Origin of the sequence: Aquimarina hainanensis, assembly GCF_042684685.1 — a bacterium.
Taxonomy (GTDB): domain Bacteria; phylum Bacteroidota; class Bacteroidia; order Flavobacteriales; family Flavobacteriaceae; genus Aquimarina; species Aquimarina hainanensis.
This window is the reverse complement of sequence record NZ_JBHULX010000001.1, coordinates 593,388-611,609: the sequence shown is the minus strand read 5'-3', so window position 1 is coordinate 611,609 and position 18,222 is coordinate 593,388. Positions and strand designations below refer to the sequence as shown.

At 30.9% G+C, this 18,222-nt stretch carries 18 protein-coding genes; 1 reads left to right on the top strand and 17 read right to left on the bottom strand.

Going from position 1 to position 18,222, the window contains the following annotated elements; all coding sequences use genetic code 11:
* Nucleotides 1-45 precede the first annotated feature (45 nt).
* A complete protein-coding gene (locus ACFSTE_RS02740; protein ID WP_378258424.1) occupies nt 46-483 on the top strand; it encodes a hypothetical protein in 438 nt (145 codons plus the stop codon).
* A 564-nt stretch (nt 484-1,047) separates the two neighbouring features.
* Here the strand turns inward: ACFSTE_RS02740 and ACFSTE_RS02735 are convergent.
* The 17 genes from ACFSTE_RS02735 to ACFSTE_RS02655 form a co-directional block, all read right to left on the bottom strand.
* On the bottom strand, nt 1,048-1,404 hold the full coding sequence (locus tag ACFSTE_RS02735) for a hypothetical protein (RefSeq protein ID WP_378258422.1): 357 nt from the start codon (nt 1,402-1,404) through the stop codon (nt 1,048-1,050).
* 432 nt (nt 1,405-1,836) lie between these two features.
* Nucleotides 1,837-2,253 (bottom strand): NUDIX hydrolase, encoded by a 417-nt coding sequence (locus ACFSTE_RS02730; RefSeq protein WP_378258420.1) that lies wholly within the window; start codon nt 2,251-2,253, stop codon nt 1,837-1,839.
* A gap of 48 nt (nt 2,254-2,301) precedes the next feature.
* The gene (locus ACFSTE_RS02725) at nt 2,302-2,889 is read right to left on the bottom strand and encodes an SET domain-containing protein (RefSeq protein WP_378258418.1); all 588 of its coding nucleotides are present in this window, start codon (nt 2,887-2,889) and stop codon (nt 2,302-2,304) included.
* Complete coding sequence (gene rimK / locus ACFSTE_RS02720) at nt 2,886-4,274, bottom strand: 30S ribosomal protein S6--L-glutamate ligase (protein ID WP_378258416.1); 1,389 nt, start codon at nt 4,272-4,274, stop codon at nt 2,886-2,888. The genes ACFSTE_RS02725 and rimK overlap by 4 nt, the downstream gene beginning before the upstream one ends.
* Nucleotides 4,275-4,290: 16 nt before the next feature.
* Nucleotides 4,291-5,070, bottom strand: coding sequence for an RMD1 family protein (locus ACFSTE_RS02715; protein WP_378258414.1), 780 nt, complete (start codon nt 5,068-5,070; stop codon nt 4,291-4,293).
* Nucleotides 5,071-5,073: 3 nt separating this feature from the next.
* Complete coding sequence (locus ACFSTE_RS02710; RefSeq protein WP_378258412.1) at nt 5,074-5,490, bottom strand: VOC family protein; 417 nt, start codon at nt 5,488-5,490, stop codon at nt 5,074-5,076.
* A 303-nt stretch (nt 5,491-5,793) separates the two neighbouring features.
* Nucleotides 5,794-6,768 carry a deoxyhypusine synthase family protein gene (locus ACFSTE_RS02705; RefSeq protein WP_378258410.1) on the bottom strand — a complete coding sequence of 325 codons (975 nt, stop codon included), beginning with the start codon at nt 6,766-6,768 and terminating at the stop codon, nt 5,794-5,796.
* On the bottom strand, nt 6,758-7,702 hold the full coding sequence (gene speB, locus ACFSTE_RS02700; protein WP_378258408.1) for an agmatinase: 945 nt from the start codon (nt 7,700-7,702) through the stop codon (nt 6,758-6,760). The genes ACFSTE_RS02705 and speB overlap by 11 nt, the downstream gene beginning before the upstream one ends.
* A 20-nt stretch (nt 7,703-7,722) precedes the next feature.
* Complete coding sequence (locus ACFSTE_RS02695) at nt 7,723-9,177, bottom strand: arginine decarboxylase (protein ID WP_378258406.1); 1,455 nt, start codon at nt 9,175-9,177, stop codon at nt 7,723-7,725.
* A gap of 876 nt (nt 9,178-10,053) precedes the next feature.
* Entirely contained in the window at nt 10,054-10,404 is a 351-nt protein-coding gene (locus ACFSTE_RS02690; protein WP_378258403.1) for a hypothetical protein, read from the bottom strand.
* Between the two features lie 478 nt (nt 10,405-10,882).
* Nucleotides 10,883-11,305 carry an ASCH domain-containing protein gene (locus ACFSTE_RS02685; RefSeq protein WP_378258401.1) on the bottom strand — a complete coding sequence of 141 codons (423 nt, stop codon included), beginning with the start codon at nt 11,303-11,305 and terminating at the stop codon, nt 10,883-10,885.
* Between the two features lie 6 nt (nt 11,306-11,311).
* Nucleotides 11,312-13,372, bottom strand: a complete 2,061-nt coding sequence (locus ACFSTE_RS02680; protein ID WP_378258399.1) for a GNAT family N-acetyltransferase — start codon at nt 13,370-13,372, stop codon at nt 11,312-11,314.
* Between the two features lie 372 nt (nt 13,373-13,744).
* Complete coding sequence (locus ACFSTE_RS02675) at nt 13,745-14,449, bottom strand: hypothetical protein (protein ID WP_378258397.1); 705 nt, start codon at nt 14,447-14,449, stop codon at nt 13,745-13,747.
* Between the two features lie 469 nt (nt 14,450-14,918).
* A complete protein-coding gene (locus tag ACFSTE_RS02670) occupies nt 14,919-15,332 on the bottom strand; it encodes a DUF6691 family protein (RefSeq protein WP_378258395.1) in 414 nt (137 codons plus the stop codon).
* A 3-nt stretch (nt 15,333-15,335) separates the two neighbouring features.
* On the bottom strand, nt 15,336-15,893 hold the full coding sequence (locus tag ACFSTE_RS02665; RefSeq protein WP_378258393.1) for a YeeE/YedE family protein: 558 nt from the start codon (nt 15,891-15,893) through the stop codon (nt 15,336-15,338).
* Between the two features lie 519 nt (nt 15,894-16,412).
* Entirely contained in the window at nt 16,413-16,748 is a 336-nt protein-coding gene (locus tag ACFSTE_RS02660) for a rhodanese-like domain-containing protein (RefSeq protein ID WP_378258391.1), read from the bottom strand.
* Between the two features lie 9 nt (nt 16,749-16,757).
* Complete coding sequence (locus tag ACFSTE_RS02655) at nt 16,758-18,167, bottom strand: MBL fold metallo-hydrolase (RefSeq protein WP_378258389.1); 1,410 nt, start codon at nt 18,165-18,167, stop codon at nt 16,758-16,760.
* Between the last annotated feature and the right edge of the window lie 55 nt (nt 18,168-18,222).

The window sequence follows — 18,222 nt, the reverse complement described above, 5'->3', positions numbered from 1 at the left end:
TAAAGCTATTACCTTGTATTATTAATTTTTAACGATTTTAAAACTATGAAAAAGAGCATTTTCATTTTTGTAATGATCATTCTATGCATACTAACTTCTTGTGAAAAAGAAGATACACCGATTAAAACTAAAACTTCGTTACTATCCCCACCCCAGTTGATATTACCCATCAATAATGAAGAGCGCTTTTTTTTAGAAGGTTTAAAATTAGAATGGACTCCATCTGTTTCTGAAGAAAAAGAAGCGATTACATATCGGGTAACAATAAGATATACTTCATCAACTTATCTGGATGAAAAATTTGATGTAGGGGAAGAAACTTCATTTATTTTTTCTCAAGAATTAGCGAGAAAAATTAAAGAATTAAATGCTCCCATAGCAGGAAATCAAGTAGAAGTACGAGTTACTTGGAGTGTAGAAGCTATTGATAGTAAAGGGAATGTGAGTAAGTCTGATACTTTCTTTTTTAATGTTGTTTTTTGATATATGATGATTTTAGAAATTAGGAAAGAGAAGCCCTGCTCTTTAATATTAAAAGTCAGATATTTTTAAAGCGAAAAACAGTACCCTAATTAGATGAATTAGGGCTAAAACAAAAAAGCTAAACCATTTATTTAAAATGATTTAGCTTTTAAAAGTAGCGGGAGAGATTGAAATATCTAACCATTCTATTGAAAATTTACTTGAATTAGAGGTATTTATAAAAAACCATTCTACATTATTAATCCAATCCTGAAATATATACTGATTGTAGTATTTCTAGTACTTTCGAATACATGGAATAAGCTAATTTTACCAGAATCGCTCCCAATGCCATTTCAATCTTATCGACAGTAATATCTAATTGATAGGTAAAAATTAGATAAAATTATTAATAAAGGTATCAAAAAGGGCTTTTCATATTTAATGATAGTAAGATACTCTCTTTGAGAACTAATGAGCTCAAATTTTTATGCTTTTAACAGCATTTCTAACTTTTAATAAAATTTGCAAATTAATATCGGTCCAAACTCCTTTAGAACGATTAGAAATTCTTGTGTTATTATATTATTGGTCTATAAGTTCTAAGCCTATAATGGTTCTAACATCGTATTCCTGTTCGTCACCATCTTCATCAATTTCTGTTTCAGTTTCTGTTATGAAAGTGATGTTAAAAGTTTTACCCATAAACTTTTCATCATTTAAATTATATTTTTTAAGTAATTCAGGTTTAATGTTTGGGAAGAGCATAATATCCTCTTCATCCTCTTCTGTGGTGTAATTGAAAGAAAAGTTTTCCCCATCAAAACCATCAAATACTCCAATGATGGTTTCCGTTTCTTGATCTGATTCTTGAGCTTTTACAGTTAGGGTACAAAAAAATAATGCAATTAGAACAAATACTAGGTTTTTTGATTTTTTCATTATATAAAAAATTTAAGTTTTACTTTATTTTTAAAAAACCAGATTGTTATCACTTCAAGTCTGGTGCTTTTAGTAAATAATCTTTTAGATACTTACACGTGATTGGTGGTTTATATTATTTCTCTTTACTTATGACACATTTTTGTTTATTAAATTATATCAATTATTTTAGTTTTTACATTTAAGCTAATTCTTCGATTCTAAAGGATACGAAATCTTCATTATCATTTTGGACATATTCTGAATACATTATTTCGAAAGCTGTACCTTTAAAAGCTTCGGATTTAAGGTCAAATTTTTTAATAACAATAGGAGCAACTTATTCAAAAACAATAGTTTCTCCATTATCCATTAAAAATAAATAGTACCCATCAAAGTATTTCTTAAATACTCCATATTCCGATTAATAATAAGACCATTCATATATTTATTTCAGTAATTAATCTTACAGGTTTTGAAAAGTGACTTTACCACTTTTCGATCGGATTTACCAAGGTATGCTAATGTGTCTTTCCAGTATACCCATTCAATTTTTGCAAACTTATCAGGCTCATTGAGTAAAAATGATTTGTTTGCTTCTTTACAAACAAAATAGTGTTTAGAGAGTTTTTGATTATTACCGTAATCAAGAGTTAAAGAATCATAGTAGTCCAGATCCTTTTCAGAAAGTTGAACACCTGTCTCTTCATAGGTTTCTCTGATAAGACCATTTTCTGGAGTTTCTCCTTTTTTTAAAAACCCACCAACCAGTCCATATTCTAGTTTGTTGCTTCTTTTTTGGAATACCAATAGTTCATCTCCTTGACACACTATTAATCTTGATTTCTGTTTGTGTTTTTTGATTTTCATAGTCAGTTAATTTGTTAAATTAAGTAACAGTATTCGTGATTTCCATTTTCAACCCTTCTGATAATAATTTTTTAATATTGATTCCATTTCTTTTTCTCCTTTTTCAATCTGTACTGCTATTTGCCATAGCTCTTCATCTATTAATCCAATTAAAGGTTGTTTTACTTTTGATATGTGTTTAAAGGCTCTTATTAATTTTTTATCCCAAGATTTATGATATTTCAATAAATCATCTGGATAAACAATTTTTCTTCGGGTTCCTTCATCAATACCTCTAAATGGCGTATCAATATTTAGATAACCATAGTCATCAGTTAGTTGTTCTCCTGGGTAAATATCTCGTACAGCCAACTCAAAATTATAAGCCGTGGTAAGGCAGTTGGCATTAAAACTATGATTCACAAAACGTCCATTATCCCAGCATAATACCAGATTACCCAGATTGTTTTTATACGCATAAGTTTCTAAAATGTTTTTGTAAATGGGTTCTAATGCGTTATATTGATCCGGGGTAAACTCACGATCAAACTTATCTAACACCCAAGTAATTGTTCCCATGGGTATTAACTCTTTAGCTATTACACCATAACCAACTTCATCACTTATAAACCGTATTTCTGTATTGGGATGTATCATCGTTTAAATTTTAGCTTCTTTTCTATAGCCTCAACCATTATATTGGCGATATCTAATCCTGTGGCATTTTCGATACCTTCAAGACCTGGAGATGAATTCACTTCCAATAGGAGAGGACCTTTGTTTGATCTAATAATATCTACCCCTGCCACTGGTAAATTCAATATTCTGGCTGCTTTGATCGCCAATTTTCGCTCTTCTGTGGTGATTTTAATTTTAGAAGCAGAACCACCTTGATGAATATTAGCTCTAAACTCTCCTTTGGCAGCTTGCCGTTGCATTGAGGCCACCACTTTTCCGTTCACAACAAAACATCGAATATCTTGCCCATTAGCTTCCTTAATAAATTCTTGCACTAGGATGTTGGTTTGAACACTTTTAAAGGCATTAATTACACTTTCTGCAGCTTTGTTGGTTTCTGCTAACACCACCCCTTTTCCTTGAGTACTTTCTAAAAGTTTGATGATTAATGGTGCACCATTAACCATTTTGATTAGGTCTTTAGTATCCAAAGGAGATTTTGCAAATCCGGTAATAGGGATATGGATATCATTTTTAGCAAAAAGTTGAGTGGCTAATAATTTATCTCTTGATTGAGCAATAGCTTCGGCAGTATTTAAACAATATGCACCCATCGAGTCGAATTGTCGGATTAAAGCACAAGCATAAAAGGTCATTGATGGTTTTATTCTTGGGATAATAGCATCAAATTCGTCAATTATATTTCCTCCTCGATAACGTATTTCTGGTTCGGCCGCGTCCAGCTTCATATATGCTTGTTCTACATTGAGAAATACCATTTCGTGACCTCGAGCAATACCAGCTTCTACAATGCGCTTATTACTATATAGATTTGGATTACTGGCTAACAATGCAATTTTTAACCCTGATTTTTCCTTAAGGAAAGGTTTATATTTTAATTGAATTTCATCATTTGTAAAAATTTGCTGTACAAAGCTTATTGATGGATTTACAATGTATCGATCAATCATCGCTTCTCGTCCTAATAGCATACGATATTCCATAGCATCACGATTAGCAAGTGTAAGTTCAATATCAAAGGTAGTTTCCCCTAAAGTTACAGGTGTTTTGATTACAAAACGTTCTTCCGCAATCCCTGAAGAACTTTTTACCACTCTTTTATCATGAAGTTTGGTTTCGCATCGAATCATAATACTTCTATTATCCTGGATAGGGTTTACCTCAAAACGAACCCATTCTTCAGTTCCTTTATGAAAGAGTTTAATGTTATTGGCTTGGATAGAAGAGGTCTTAGCTCCTGAATCTACTCTTGCTTTGATAGCTGGAATGCCAAATTCATCAAAAACACACCATTCCTCGCTTCCAATTACTTTTAATTCGTTATTTATTATAGTTTCTACCACTTAATTAGATTTCTTATTATGTTAATTTTTGAATAAAAAGGTCAATCACTTCTACCAGAATCAAGATGATTATGATCCACTCCAACTTACTACTTTCTCTATGAAACATGATATCCTTAAAAAGTTCTAGATTTTCTTTAATGATTTCTATCTGGTCGTGAATACTGCGATATCGATCTTTAAGATCAAGTACTCGTTTAAGATCTTGATCCAACTTGTTTAAGTTTTCATCATCCCAAGTCACACCATGCGAATCAAAAATGTATAAATTCTCTGAGATTTTGTTTTTTATATTTAATACCCGACCAATATATTTTTTGAGTTTTTTACCACTTATATCTAACTTTCCTTTTTCTTCAAGATAGGTAGTATGTAATCGAGTATCTTCTAATATTTGCTCTGACACATTAGCATAATGATCTAAAGCAACAGATTGAGAAATATTTAGCATAACCAAGCGAAGTGGTTCTACACTATATTCTTTTAATGTAATAGTACCAATAGATACTTTATTTACTGTTCCTCCAATAACGACATTGATATTTTCCGAAATATCTTCTTTAACAATCCCTTTTGCATACATCAATATCTCATTACAAATTTGTTCTACTTCACCTCTATTAATATTATGAAAGCAAACTACTCCATATTTAAAAACATAGATATATTGCCCTTGAAACCACTGATAAAACAGTTCGTCGCTATCATAAAATAATAATTCGGCTTCAAAATTATTTTTACAGTTTCTTATAGAAACTGTATCGGCAATATGTACGGCATATACTTCACTTGTCATCTTCTATATGTTGAATATCTCTCTATGGTCTTTAAAGCTTTTAAACTCTACCATATATCCGTTAGGGTCTTTAACAAAGAAAGAGAGATGTTCTCCAACTTTGTTTTCAAAAAAAGTTACCTCTGTAGTCACTTCAAGATCCATAGAAAACAAACGTGAATACAACTTCCCCCAGGTTTCTACATCAATGATAACTCCAAAGTGAAAGGACGGTAGTATTTGATTATTTAAACGGTAATTCTTAAAATCAAAGCTAAAGTCTCCAGTTTTGGTGAAAGTGATTTGATTACCACACAAGTTGACATCCAACCAATTATCAGTACTTCTTCCTAGTTCGGCATCAAGTTTATTAATATAGAAGTCCTTGGTTTTTTCTAGATCTTCACATGGAAGTGCTAGATGAAATTCTGCATTTTTCATTATTTTGATATTTTATTCTTCTTCAATTTCAGATGCATCAGATATGTCTTGCTTTTTTTCACCATTATCATCTTCATGATCTTCCATTACAGGCACTAATCGTTTACTAATTTTTAAAAGATATAGCGTGTCTTCGGTTTTTACTTCTACACATTCTACTATTTCATTTTGGGCATTTCTAAAAGTGATGATATCTTCATCATATCCATCAGGATATTTATAATAGATCTAGAATCTTATTATTTAACTTCTTGTAATCAACAATTACTTGTTTCAAATGTACGTTTCGTTGTATTTTAATTTTTACATATTTAATAGGTAGCCAAATATTAATGGAGCTACAATAGTTGCATCACTTTCTATTACAAATTTAGGTGTATTAATATCCAGTTTTCCCCAAGTAATCTTTTCATTAGGTACTGCACCAGAATAAGATCCGTAACTTGTAGTTGAGTCACTTATCTGACAGAAATAATTCCAAAAAGGAGTTTCTGTTCTTTCTAAATCCTGATATAACATCGGTACTACACAAATGGGGAAATCACCTGATATACCTCCTCCAATTTGGAAAAACCCTATACCATTTTCTGAACTATCAGTATACCAATCGGCCAAGAACATCATATACTCAATACCCGATTTCATTGTGCTGGTCTTCAGTTCGCCTTTCATTACATAACTAGCAAAAATATTACCCATCGTACTGTCTTCCCATCCAGGCACTACCATAGGTAAATTTGCTTTGGCTGCAGCATACATCCAAGAATCTTTGATGTCTATTTCATAATATTCTTCAAGTACACCGGAGAGTAATAACTTATACATAAATTCGTGCGGAAAAAAGCGCTCTCCAGTCTCTTCAGCATCCTTCCAGATTTTGAAAATATGTTTTTGCAGCCTTCTAAAAGCCTCTTCTTCTGGAATACACGTATCGGTGACGCGATTTAATCCTTTTTCTAGTAATTCCCATTCCTGTTGTGGAGTCAAGTCTCTATAATTAGGAACTCTTTTATAATGGCTATGTGCTACCAGATTCATAATATCTTCTTCGAGGTTGGCACCAGTACAGGAAATAATATGTACTTTATCCTGGCGAATCATTTCGGCAAAGATTTTTCCAAACTCTGCAGTACTCATCGCACCTGCTAGAGAAACTAACATTTTGCCACCATTAGCTAATTGAAATTCATATCCTTTTGCTGCATCTACTAGTGTAGCGGCATTAAAATGGAGAAAGTACTTTTCTATAAATTTTGAAATTTCGCCTTTACCTTTCATCGTATTCATCGTAACTAGATTTGAATTTCTTTAAGCTTTCATTTTCCGTGATGTCATTCTCATAATCCAAGGTTTCTTCACTATCTTCAAACTTATAACTCAGCATTTTATAATAGAGCTTAGCTGCCGCAAAGTCGGATGCTTTACTGGTTGGATTAGGGCATAGTTCAACAATGTCAAATCCTACTACGTTTTTCTCAGCAAATACTTTTCTTAAGAATTCTAGCGTTTCATACCATAATAATCCACCTGGCTCAGGAGTTCCTGTTGCGGGTAGTACGGAAGGATCAAAAGCATCCAAATCAAAGGTGATATATACATTGTCGGTCATTAGATCGATCACATTATCCACCCAATAATCATCATTCACCATTTCGTGAGCAAAGAATACCTGATCTTCATTCATTACCAAATTTTCTGAAGCATCCATACTTCGTATACCTACCTGAATTAAATTGGTATTATTATTAGCTTCATACATTGCACAGGCGTGGTTATATCTAGAACCATTATATTCTTTTCTGAGGTCTGCGTGTGCATCTATCTGTAAAACCGTAAGATTATTAAAACACTCATCAAAGGCTCTAATAACTCCAATCGAGATAGAATGTTCTCCGCCAAATAAGGTGACAAATTTGTTTCTCTTGATATGATTTTTGGTGACATTGTAAACAGCTTCTACCATCGAATCTGGAGAATCGTTAACAATTATTGGATCTAATAAATGAATCCCTCTGGTGTATACTTCGCTATCCGTTTCAACATCATATAATTCCATATTTTCTGAAGCGTCTAAAAAAGCTTCAGGACCTCTGTCAGCTCCTTTACCCCAGGTACTGGTACCATCATAAGGAACCGGAATTAATACTATTTGTGATTTGTCATAGCCCGCATATTTTTTAGGAATACCAGCAAATGTTTTATCAGTTTTCATTTTTTAATTTTAAGTGGTTTTTAAATAATGGTTTCTAAATGTTGTTTCGTGTTCTCTAGAGAAGGACTATGTTTATCCTGTTTTTGGTATCCTAAAATTGATAATAATTGTTCTGAAGTCTGTTGTTCTGAAAAAACAGAAGTTATTAGGTTACCTTCTTCGTCTCTATCAATAATAATGTGTTTAGGTTGTGGGATCAGACAATGCTGTAAACCACCAAATCCACCAATAGTTTCCTGATAAGCCCCCGTATTAAAGAATCCTATGTATAATGGTTTTTCTTTTTTATACTTAGGTAGATAAATAGCATTCATATGCTGCTCAGAGTTGTAATAATCGTCACTGTCACAGGTTAACCCCCCAAGCAAAACCCGTTCATATTCATCGTTCCACCTATTTATTGCCAGCATTATAAAACGCTTGTTGATAGCCCAGGTATCTGGCAGGGTAGTAATAAATGAAGAATTGATCATATTCCATTTTTCACGATCATTTTGCTGTTTTTGATACAATACTTCATAAATGGTCCCGCCACTTTCACCTACAGTAAAGCTTCCAAACTCTGTGAATATGTTTGGGACATCTACTTGAGCTTCTTCACAGGCAATTTGTATCTGGTTTACGATCTCATTGATCATATATTGATAGTCATAATTAAATGCTAATGAGTTTTTAATTGGGAAACCACCTCCGATATTCAGACTATCCAAAGAAGGACATATTTTTTTGAGATTGATATATACCTTTAAGCATTTTAGCAGTTCGTTCCAATAATAAGCAGTATCACGAATTCCTGTATTAATAAAGAAGTGTAGCATCTTTAGTTCTACCTTGGGATTTCCTTTGATCTGATCGTTATAAAAAGGAACAATGTTACGATATCCAATTCCTAAGCGAGAGGTATAAAATTCGAATTTTGGTTCTTCTTCAGAAGCAATACGAATGCCTGCTTGAAATTTACCGTCTATTGCATCACTCAACAACGTCAATTCTTCATAATTATCAATGATAGGAATGCAGTTTTGATACCCATCATTGATTAATCTTGCAATGTTTTGAATGTACTGATCTCTTTTAAAACCGTTACAGATTATATAGGTATCATTATTGATTTTCCCTTGAGTTTTTAAGTTTTCGACAATATCCATATCAAAAGCCGAAGAAGTTTCTAAATGAATATCATTTTTTAGAGCTTCATTCAATACGTACTGAAAGTGAGAGCTTTTAGTACAATAACAATAGTTATAAGTACCAGCATAATTATTAGTTTTGATAGCATTGTAAAACCATCCTTTGACTCTATTAATATTTTCAGATATTTTAGGTAGATAGGTAAACTTTAAAGGCGCTCCATATTGGGCTATCAACATCATTAGGTTGATACCGTGGAATTGCAATTGGTCATTCTCCAGATTAAATTCTTCCTGAGGAAAATAAAAGGTTTGATCGATAAGATCGATATATTTTGTTTTCATCTATTCGGTTTTGTTTTGTAGAAGAAAATCACCAATAGAAATATGGCATATATAGCCTGAGTATCCTATGGATCATTCCATAATGTGTGATTTGAAAAAAATAAATTGGTAAAATGAATGACTAAATCATTCGTATCAACCTATTCTCATATCCGTATAACAGAAATAATATAAGCAACGAAGGAGATTCGTTCTAAAAACTGAAGTGCAATTGTGTGTTTTTTAGAAGTCAGCCTTAGAATTCGGTTCCCTATCCCTAGGGCAGCTTTTGGAGTAGACCTCTTTATTCTCCTAAGCCCGAATCTGAAAAAAGATTCCATTTTGTATAGGCAATGCGTTCTATTTATGAACTCATTCTTAAAGCAAACATAATAAAAAAATAAATTAAACAACTTTTTTTTGTTAATTTTTAATTGTTAAAAATCAGTTCCTTAAAAAGCCCTATTCTACATCATTAATTTTATCTAACATTTAGTCTATTTACTCTCATCATCTTTGATCTCAAAATCTCTTTTTTTTACTAAAAATAAAATATTCGACATTGTTAAACCTAGTAACTCTTTTTTATTTGTACAGAACAACTTTTATCTAATTAAAATCATCATTTTTTTATGTTATAATAAACTTTCTGTTTTTGTTTTATTACAAAGGTTTTATTCTCTATCTCAACTTTCATGTAGCAAAGTAGTTTAAATTTTTTAAAATCAAGGTGTAGAATGAATGATCTATCTAGTGAGCTGATTGATGAAATATTCCAAGAAGATATAGATCTTGAATTAAAAAAACTCGAAACAATTATTACCTATCTAAAAAATAAATAAAGCTGTTATAGGTATTACTGGATAGTTAAAAAGTAACGAAATAAGATGTGTGCTATTAATCATCAGGTTCTATGTTTTTGTATATTTTAAAATCTAATAAGGTTTCAAAATTTACTGCAATATTTTGAGATGTAATATTTTCATATTCAAAAAACACCTCTACAAAAACAAACTTATCATTAAAATACAATAATTGATAGTCTTGTACAGGATTTTCAAAATATACTGTATCCAAAAAACAAAAGAGGTTTTCATTATTTAGAGTATCAGAAAAAGAACTATTAGCATAGTTTACCATTTCTAATAAAACAAATACTATTATTGAATAAGTGGCTATAAATTTACTTACTTTAACATCATCTATAAGTTTCTTTTTTATTTGAGTAGAATATCTATTTTTGACCACTATTTAGAGTAATTATAGCTGTAACAATTGCTATTAAAATTGTCACACTTAAAGCCCCTAGTAGAATTTCATAAAAATCCATACTCATATCAATAAAAGAAAAGTAATATTAAACAAACAAATATGGTATGTGCCATAAAGACGAAAAAGTATTGTATCGGTATTTTAATAATTATGAAAGGAATCTCTTCTAAAGTTACATCAGTAAAGTACTTGTATTTTGGTTTTAAATAGAATGCTAACCAAATAACCAGAGATACTGTCGATATAAAGAAAAGATACCATCTGTAAACGTTTGTGTAACCGAATACAGCCAAATAAAAGAAGGGGAAATTAAAAAAAGTTGAACACCTTCGCTAACTTTTAAAAATTCTATATCTTTAGCTAGACAAAAGCCCATTTATAACGATGAGTTTAAGGATACTTTTCATTTATCTGTAAAATCACATCTGTCAGATTAAGTAGTAACTATTACAAATTAACCTAAGGTAAAAATACCCATTAATGAGTCTCTATTATAGTATTTAAAAGTTTGAGGAGGCGAAAAACTTGGGATAAACTCTCTAATTTTATCTAAAGATATTTTTTTTTTAAATCTTCTAAAACTATCTATTTTAAGACCAACCGCTTTGTCTCTACCAAAGTAATATTGAAAATATCTATCTTTATCGATTCCCAAGTCATTTGAATAATTATTCCAAATTTCATCAGGAGTAGACTGAATAATTTCTGTTATTTTACATATCCCAACAATAGCTTTATCTGGAATTGTATTATAAATAATAACCAAATCATCTTTCCCTACATTAGGCTTAGATTTTCTTAACTCAATTTTTTTTGTTCCTTCAAAAATTTGATCAGAAAACTCTGGTTTTATGGAAAGAATTATCACTTTACTCATTACTTTCTATTTTGTGCCTAATATATAAATTTGATTAAAAATAGTGTTATTTACTTTAACAGGGCATGCAAATGTATTTGATTTTCTTCCATTTTTCATAAAAACTTCTTTAACTTTTTCAAGTGGGATCACTTGTTTAAAAACTTCTGTATCACTAAACTCCAAAGCCTTTATATCTTTTTCAATATCGTGACCCGCTAATTCATAAATATGCTTCCATTCATATACTCCAAATCTTTTGTATCTCCTGAACAAGTCTTTTGGCTTACCAGTAACCATTTCATCCAAATAAGAACACCCTACAATTGAACTACATCTACTATTATTATTTGATTGTCCCTTACTTACATACCATAGAATTCTCGATGGGAATTCTTCTGTTATCGGCTTAACACTTCTGTAATATACATTTTCTCTGTTCCATGAAAGTTCTGGCTTTACACCAAATATATTTTGATTTGCACTATAGTAATCAAATAACTCACTTGCCCAATATGGCCGAATTGGAATTATATATGTGGGAATATCAATATCACTAAATTTCAACGGAAATAAACGTCTTTCTAATTGCAGTTTATAAGCATCACTTCCAGATTTGAGCCAATTCGTTACTGTATCTATTCTAAGATACCCTTCCGTTATATTTTTTTTAGTAAAATATTGAGATGAATTAACCACTCCTACATCTATCAATTTTATCCAATTATTTCCTTTTTTAAAGAAACCTAGTGTACTCATAATGTTTTTATGAGAATTTGCTAAGTACTCATCTATTACAAAAAGATAACGTTTATTTTTCTCAATAGACAAGTTAACAAGCCTATAAACCAACTGCTTAAATAATATATCAGATAGTTTTCCTTTTTTAGTTCGAAGTAATTTAATTTCTAATCTATCACCACAAATTTTTCCAGCCCAAACTCCTATGCTATTACCTTCATTATCTCCAACTATCATAGTTCTGGAATTTTTAACATCCCCAGAAAGTGACGTTATTATCTCTCTCAAATGGTGTTTTTTTTCACTTTGTTCTTTTGCTAAGAATGTTTCAATCAATTTACCCGTCTCCAAGCTTTGTATTGGTTTATACTCAGAATTTACTCCAGCTAGTCGAGATGAGTAATAATTAGTTTTATTATTCACCTCATCTATTTCTAAAATAAAATCAGTAGGGGTTAATACTTGAACTCCATATTTTTCAAAGATAGAATCATATGCTTCCAGTACATTTTTGTCTGTTGTAATGAAGTACTCTATTTCCGCTGCAAGACATTCTGATAATTGTAGTTTATCTGACTTATCATTCAGAGAATCACCCGGAACTATTTTACAAATCTGATTATAAATAGAATCTCTTAAATCAGGTTTAAATTTTATTTGTAAAAAATTTTGTAAATATTGTCTTGTTTTTTTTGCTCGCAATTTATCTTCATCTCTATTTATCTCATTAAAAATTTCAGGCGCATAGTAATAATCAACTTCATTCAACCAATCAGAAAATAAATATTTTACTCCAGCACCATCTTCACATTTATCACGTGCTTTGATAATAATATTTGCATCCAATACAGCTTTAATGGAATTAGTCTCTTCAATTAAATTGGAAAACAAATCAACACTTCCAAAATCATACCACCAAACTATAAGATATTTCTCCTCTTTACTTCTACTTCTTTTTCTCTGTACTGGTTTAAAACCATATCGCTCCCAAAACTGAGAAGCTTCCACATAATCCTCTCTACAAGAAAGAGAAATCCCTCTTAATTTATCCAGAAATTGTTCTTTTAAAAAATCTAGCAATTTTTTAGCAATTCTTTTCCCTCGATGTTCTTCTTCTACACACAAATGGATAATTCTTATATTTCTCTTTTTTTGAGTAACAGAAAATAACACATATCCATATAGGTTGTTTTCCGAATTAACACTAATGAATAAAAAACCCTTCTCTATATGATTTCGAATGGCTCCTTCGGGCAGCAACCCAAGAGTTCTAGAATTTTTATTACCTAATTGAACTACTTTTTTCACCAACATCTCTTCATCCAAGTTTAGCCTTCTTAACTCCATCCTATAATTAAAATATTATTAGAGTTAATCTATTTATTGAATATGGAAGATGATAATCAAGTACAAGATTTTTTGCTTTCATTTTTTAAGTTGGTTTAAAGAGTAAAATACAAAAAAAACGTAATTATTTATAAATCCATAATTAGTCTTGAATTAAATGTATTTTTAAAAAACATTATACATTGTAGTACTTATTATTTAGACCACAATAACCTAGTTGTTAGTTAATACTGTAAAATTCCATGATTATGTAATATTTAAAGTTATTATTTAATTTAAAAAAATCTCTTTAATTTTCTCATAAAGCTCAATAAGATTTGCTTAAAATAAGGAATCAGTAAAATTGTTAAATGCCAGAGTTAACCTAAAAGACTATCCTATATTTTTAATGAAGTAGGATTCTTTTTGATTCTTCAATTTATAAAAACCACATTTTGAATAAAATTCATCAAGATCTTGCTGTGCCTGTTTGTAATTACTGTTTAGTTCTTTAAGGTTAAATTCTTTAAATTCCTCAATATCTACTATACCAGCATCGTGTTGTTTTGGAAAACTTTGTAATGCTATATACCCGCACCTTCCGTTAAAAAACTCCTCTATACCTAATATAATTTCTTTCCCATAACCTTTGCATCTATGCTCTGGAAGCAACATTATTTCATGTATCACTAAAATATTTGAATTAAATCCATACCCTATTTCATTTTCTATTTCTGGTTTTAATTCGCTTGATTTATAATCAAAAAGGGCATTTCCTAAATTAAAAGTATTCATTGATCTATCAAATGCATCATATAAGTTAAATCCATAATCAATAAATGAGTAATTATAAAAATGAAGCTCTATATAACCTATTCTAATAGGGGCATCTTCATAATTACTATAAAATATTTCACCATAAATTTCATCTACATTTGGGTAGTCAGAATTCTCTATACCTAGACAATGGGAAAATTTATAATCTATATTAAAACAATGTTTCATTGAAGAATTTATATTATTAGTCTTTTTACACTCTACTACGATTAAAAAATAGTTTTGTAATTTAAAAACAAACTTTTTTCCTGTAATATCCATAAATAAAACAAAATGAAATATTTATACAAACCAAATTAATTTCTTAAAAAAATGATTTATTCCTTTTTCTTGGATTAAAAAATAATTATCCGATGATTTCACCTTCAGTCCTTTCTTGTTTCTGATAAGCGTATACGGAATCAATATGGGCTGGAGTAATGGTTCTGTAAACCGAATAAAGAGTATAAAAAGACAAATGTTTGGTAGAGCTAGTTTTGACCTATTACGTAAGAAGGTGATATTATCTCAAACTGGTTGATATTTCTCCAAATATGACGAAGAACCTCTTTGACAAGATTCCCTGAGTCAATTTAAGGATATTTTATACCTTTAAAGAAAAGTAACCAAAAGATAAAAATCGATTACATGAAATAGGGACCGTTTTTTACTTTTTTTCAAGCTGTTATTATTCAAAAGGTATTTAGGAGGCAGTTTAAAAACTTCAATATTTAATTCAATTTCTTATGACCTAATGTGGTAATCTGCTTCTTAATAACCCGTATAAAAAAGTTCCCAAGATTGAGCCGCCAATTATAATTAAAATAGGAATATAACCAGCTCCTATAAGCGTGAACATAGGTCCTGGGCAAGCACCTGTTAAAGCCCAACCTAACCCAAAAATAATCCCACCGAACATATAGCGGCTAAAGCTTTTGGATTTTGGATTAAAGTATATTTTCTCACCATAAAAAGTTTTTACATTAAAAGCCTTAATAAACCAAACTAAAACAATACCTGTAATTAAAGCTGAACCAATGATACCATACATATGAAAGGATTCAAATTTGAACATTTCATAAATACGAAACCAAGAGGCTGCTTCAGATTTGAACATTGTAATTCCAAAAAGGATTCCTATAAATAAATATATAAGAGTTCTCATTACTTAAAAAATTAAAGGGAAAAGAAAATGAATCATTATTAGACCTCCTATGAAGAAGCCTATTACAGCGATAAGAGATGGTAATTGTAAGTTACTTAAACCTGAAATTGCGTGACCCGAAGTACAACCTCCAGCATATCGAGCACCAAAACCTACCAATATCCCCCCTATAATTAAAACGAATACATTTTTTATAATTAACAAAGCGCTTGTGTCAAATAATTCAATTGGAAGATAAGTCTCCCCCGCACTTTTAAAACCTAAAGATTTTAAATCTAAAATTGTATCCGGATTTATTGCTACAGTTGTATCATCACTTAAAAAAAATGAGCCTATAAAGCCTCCAATAATAGCACCAAGTACTACTACTAAATTCCATTTTTGGGATTTCCAGTCAAATTTAAAAAATTCAACTTTACTACTTGCTCCGCAGATGGTACACAATGTGCGTAGATTTGAGGACATTCCAAAATTCTTACCTACCATTATAAGTAAAAACATAATAAAAGCTATAATTGGACCTGCTACATACCAAGGCCAGGGTTTATATATCCAATCCATTGTTATTTTTTATAATGCGAAAAAACAATAAAAACTGTTGTAAGGAAGTAACCAATGTTACATTAAAAATATTTGCTTTACCGTTTAGGAAAAACTGAGCTCTTTTTTTGATGGTACAACGTGCAATATCTAGATAGTAGCTTCGAACGTTCTTCTTTATTTAAAGACTTTAAACAAAATAGTGTAATAAAGTATACGATAATGATGAAATATCACTTTGCAAAGTGGCTCTTTCTACATTCATAGCTAAAGGTCATTAGGACTATCCTGAAATAAAAACTGTTTATCATACATCTAAAAACCTATTTACAGTAAATTAGTAGCCCTGATTAGGATTAAGATTATTTAATCAAAATATACTCAACCCTGCTATGGAATAATATAAAGTCAAAAACTTATTAAGAATCCGATACCACATATTTCAGTAATACTTCTTTGATATTATAAATTAATAATGCAATCTAATATTATCTCAAACTCAGGATTTAAAATGTTTTTATGTAATTTCTTTAAAATCCATCAACTAATAAAATTATGCTTTGTAGGAATAACTTGAATTCCTGTCCAAGAAAGCATTCCTCCTATAAGGTTATAGGTGCTTTCAACTCCTATCCCTTCTAATAATCGACACGCTCGGCTACTTCTGTTACCACTCCTACAATAGACATAATAATTCTTGTCCTTATCTAATTTTTCAATCTCTATTTTGAATTTAGGAGCATCCAAAAAATCGATAATTATTGCATTTTTGATAATCCCCTCAATACACTCTTCAAGCATTCTTACATCAATAATCACGGCACTGCTATCATTGGCTACTAATTCTAACCATTCTTCTTGATTTATATTTCTCATAACCTTATTTTAAAGTATTGATGGGCAAACATAATCAGTAACCTTTACTCCTGCCTCTTTAATGGCTTTAAAACCACCCTTTACATCTATTAAATTATGAATACCACGGCTTTTTAAAATTGATGATGCTATCATACTTCTGTACCCTCCTGCACAATGGACATAAAACGGTTTATCTTCTGGAAACTCTACCAGATAATCATTTATAAAATCTAGAGGTGTTTTATAAGCACCTATAACATGTTCAGAAAGGTATTCATTCTCTTTACGAACATCAAATACTGATATTTTCTGTCCTTCAAGGTCATTTTTGAATTGTGAAGCAGTAACAGAACTTACTGTATCATATTCTTTTGAAGCCTTTTTCCATGCCTCAAAACCTCCTTTTAAGTAACCTAAGGTATTATCGAAACCTACTCTTGAAAGCCTGGTTATAGCTTCTTCTTCACGCCCCGTGTCAGTAACTAAAAGTATAGGTTGTTTTATATCTACAATTAGAGCACCAACCCAAGGAGCAAAACTACCGTCTAAACCTATAAATATTGACCTAGGAATATGTCCATTAGCGAAATCATCTTGATGTCGTACATCTAAAACAATAGCTCCGGTTTTGTTCACTGCCTCTTCAAAAGCACTTGGTAAAAGTCCTTGTCTTCCCCTATTTAATACTTCCTCAATATCATCATAGCCTTCTTTATTTAGCTTAACATTAGCAGGAAAGTATTTTGGTGGGGGTAATAGACCATTTATTACTTCAGCTACGAACTCTTCCTCCGTCATATCTTCACGTAAAGCATAGTTTATTTGCTTTTGATGACCCAAAGTGTCTACTGTTTCTTTCATCATATTTTTTCCACAGGCAGAACCAGCTCCATGAGCAGGATAAACAATTACATCATCTGCTAAAGGCATTATTTTTTCACGGAGGCTATTATATAAAAATCCTGCCAAATCTTTCTCTGTGAATAACCCCATTTTTTGAGCTAAATCAGGCCTGCCTACATCCCCAAGAAAAAGAGTATCTCCACTAAATATTGCATGATCTTTACCTTCTTCGTCTTTTAAAAGATAGGTAGTACTTTCCATAGTATGTCCCGGGGTGTGTAAAGTAACAATAGTTACATTTCCAAGTTTAAACTCTTGCCCATCTTCTGCTATAACAGCATCAAAGATAGGATCTGCATTGGGACCATAAATAATAGATGCTCCAGTCTCCTTGGCTAATGTTAGATGACCGCTAACAAAATCTGCGTGGAAATGTGTTTCAAAAATATATTTGATTTTTGCATTATCAAATTTGGCTCTATTCAAATAAGGTTGTACCTCTCTCAGCGGATCAACAATGGCAACTTCACCATTGCTTTCTATATAATAGGCTCCTTGTGCTAGGCAACCCGTATAGATTTGTTCTATTTTCATTTTGAATTATTTTTTAAAAAAAATTGACATTATAAATTTAAAGTGATTACTTTTC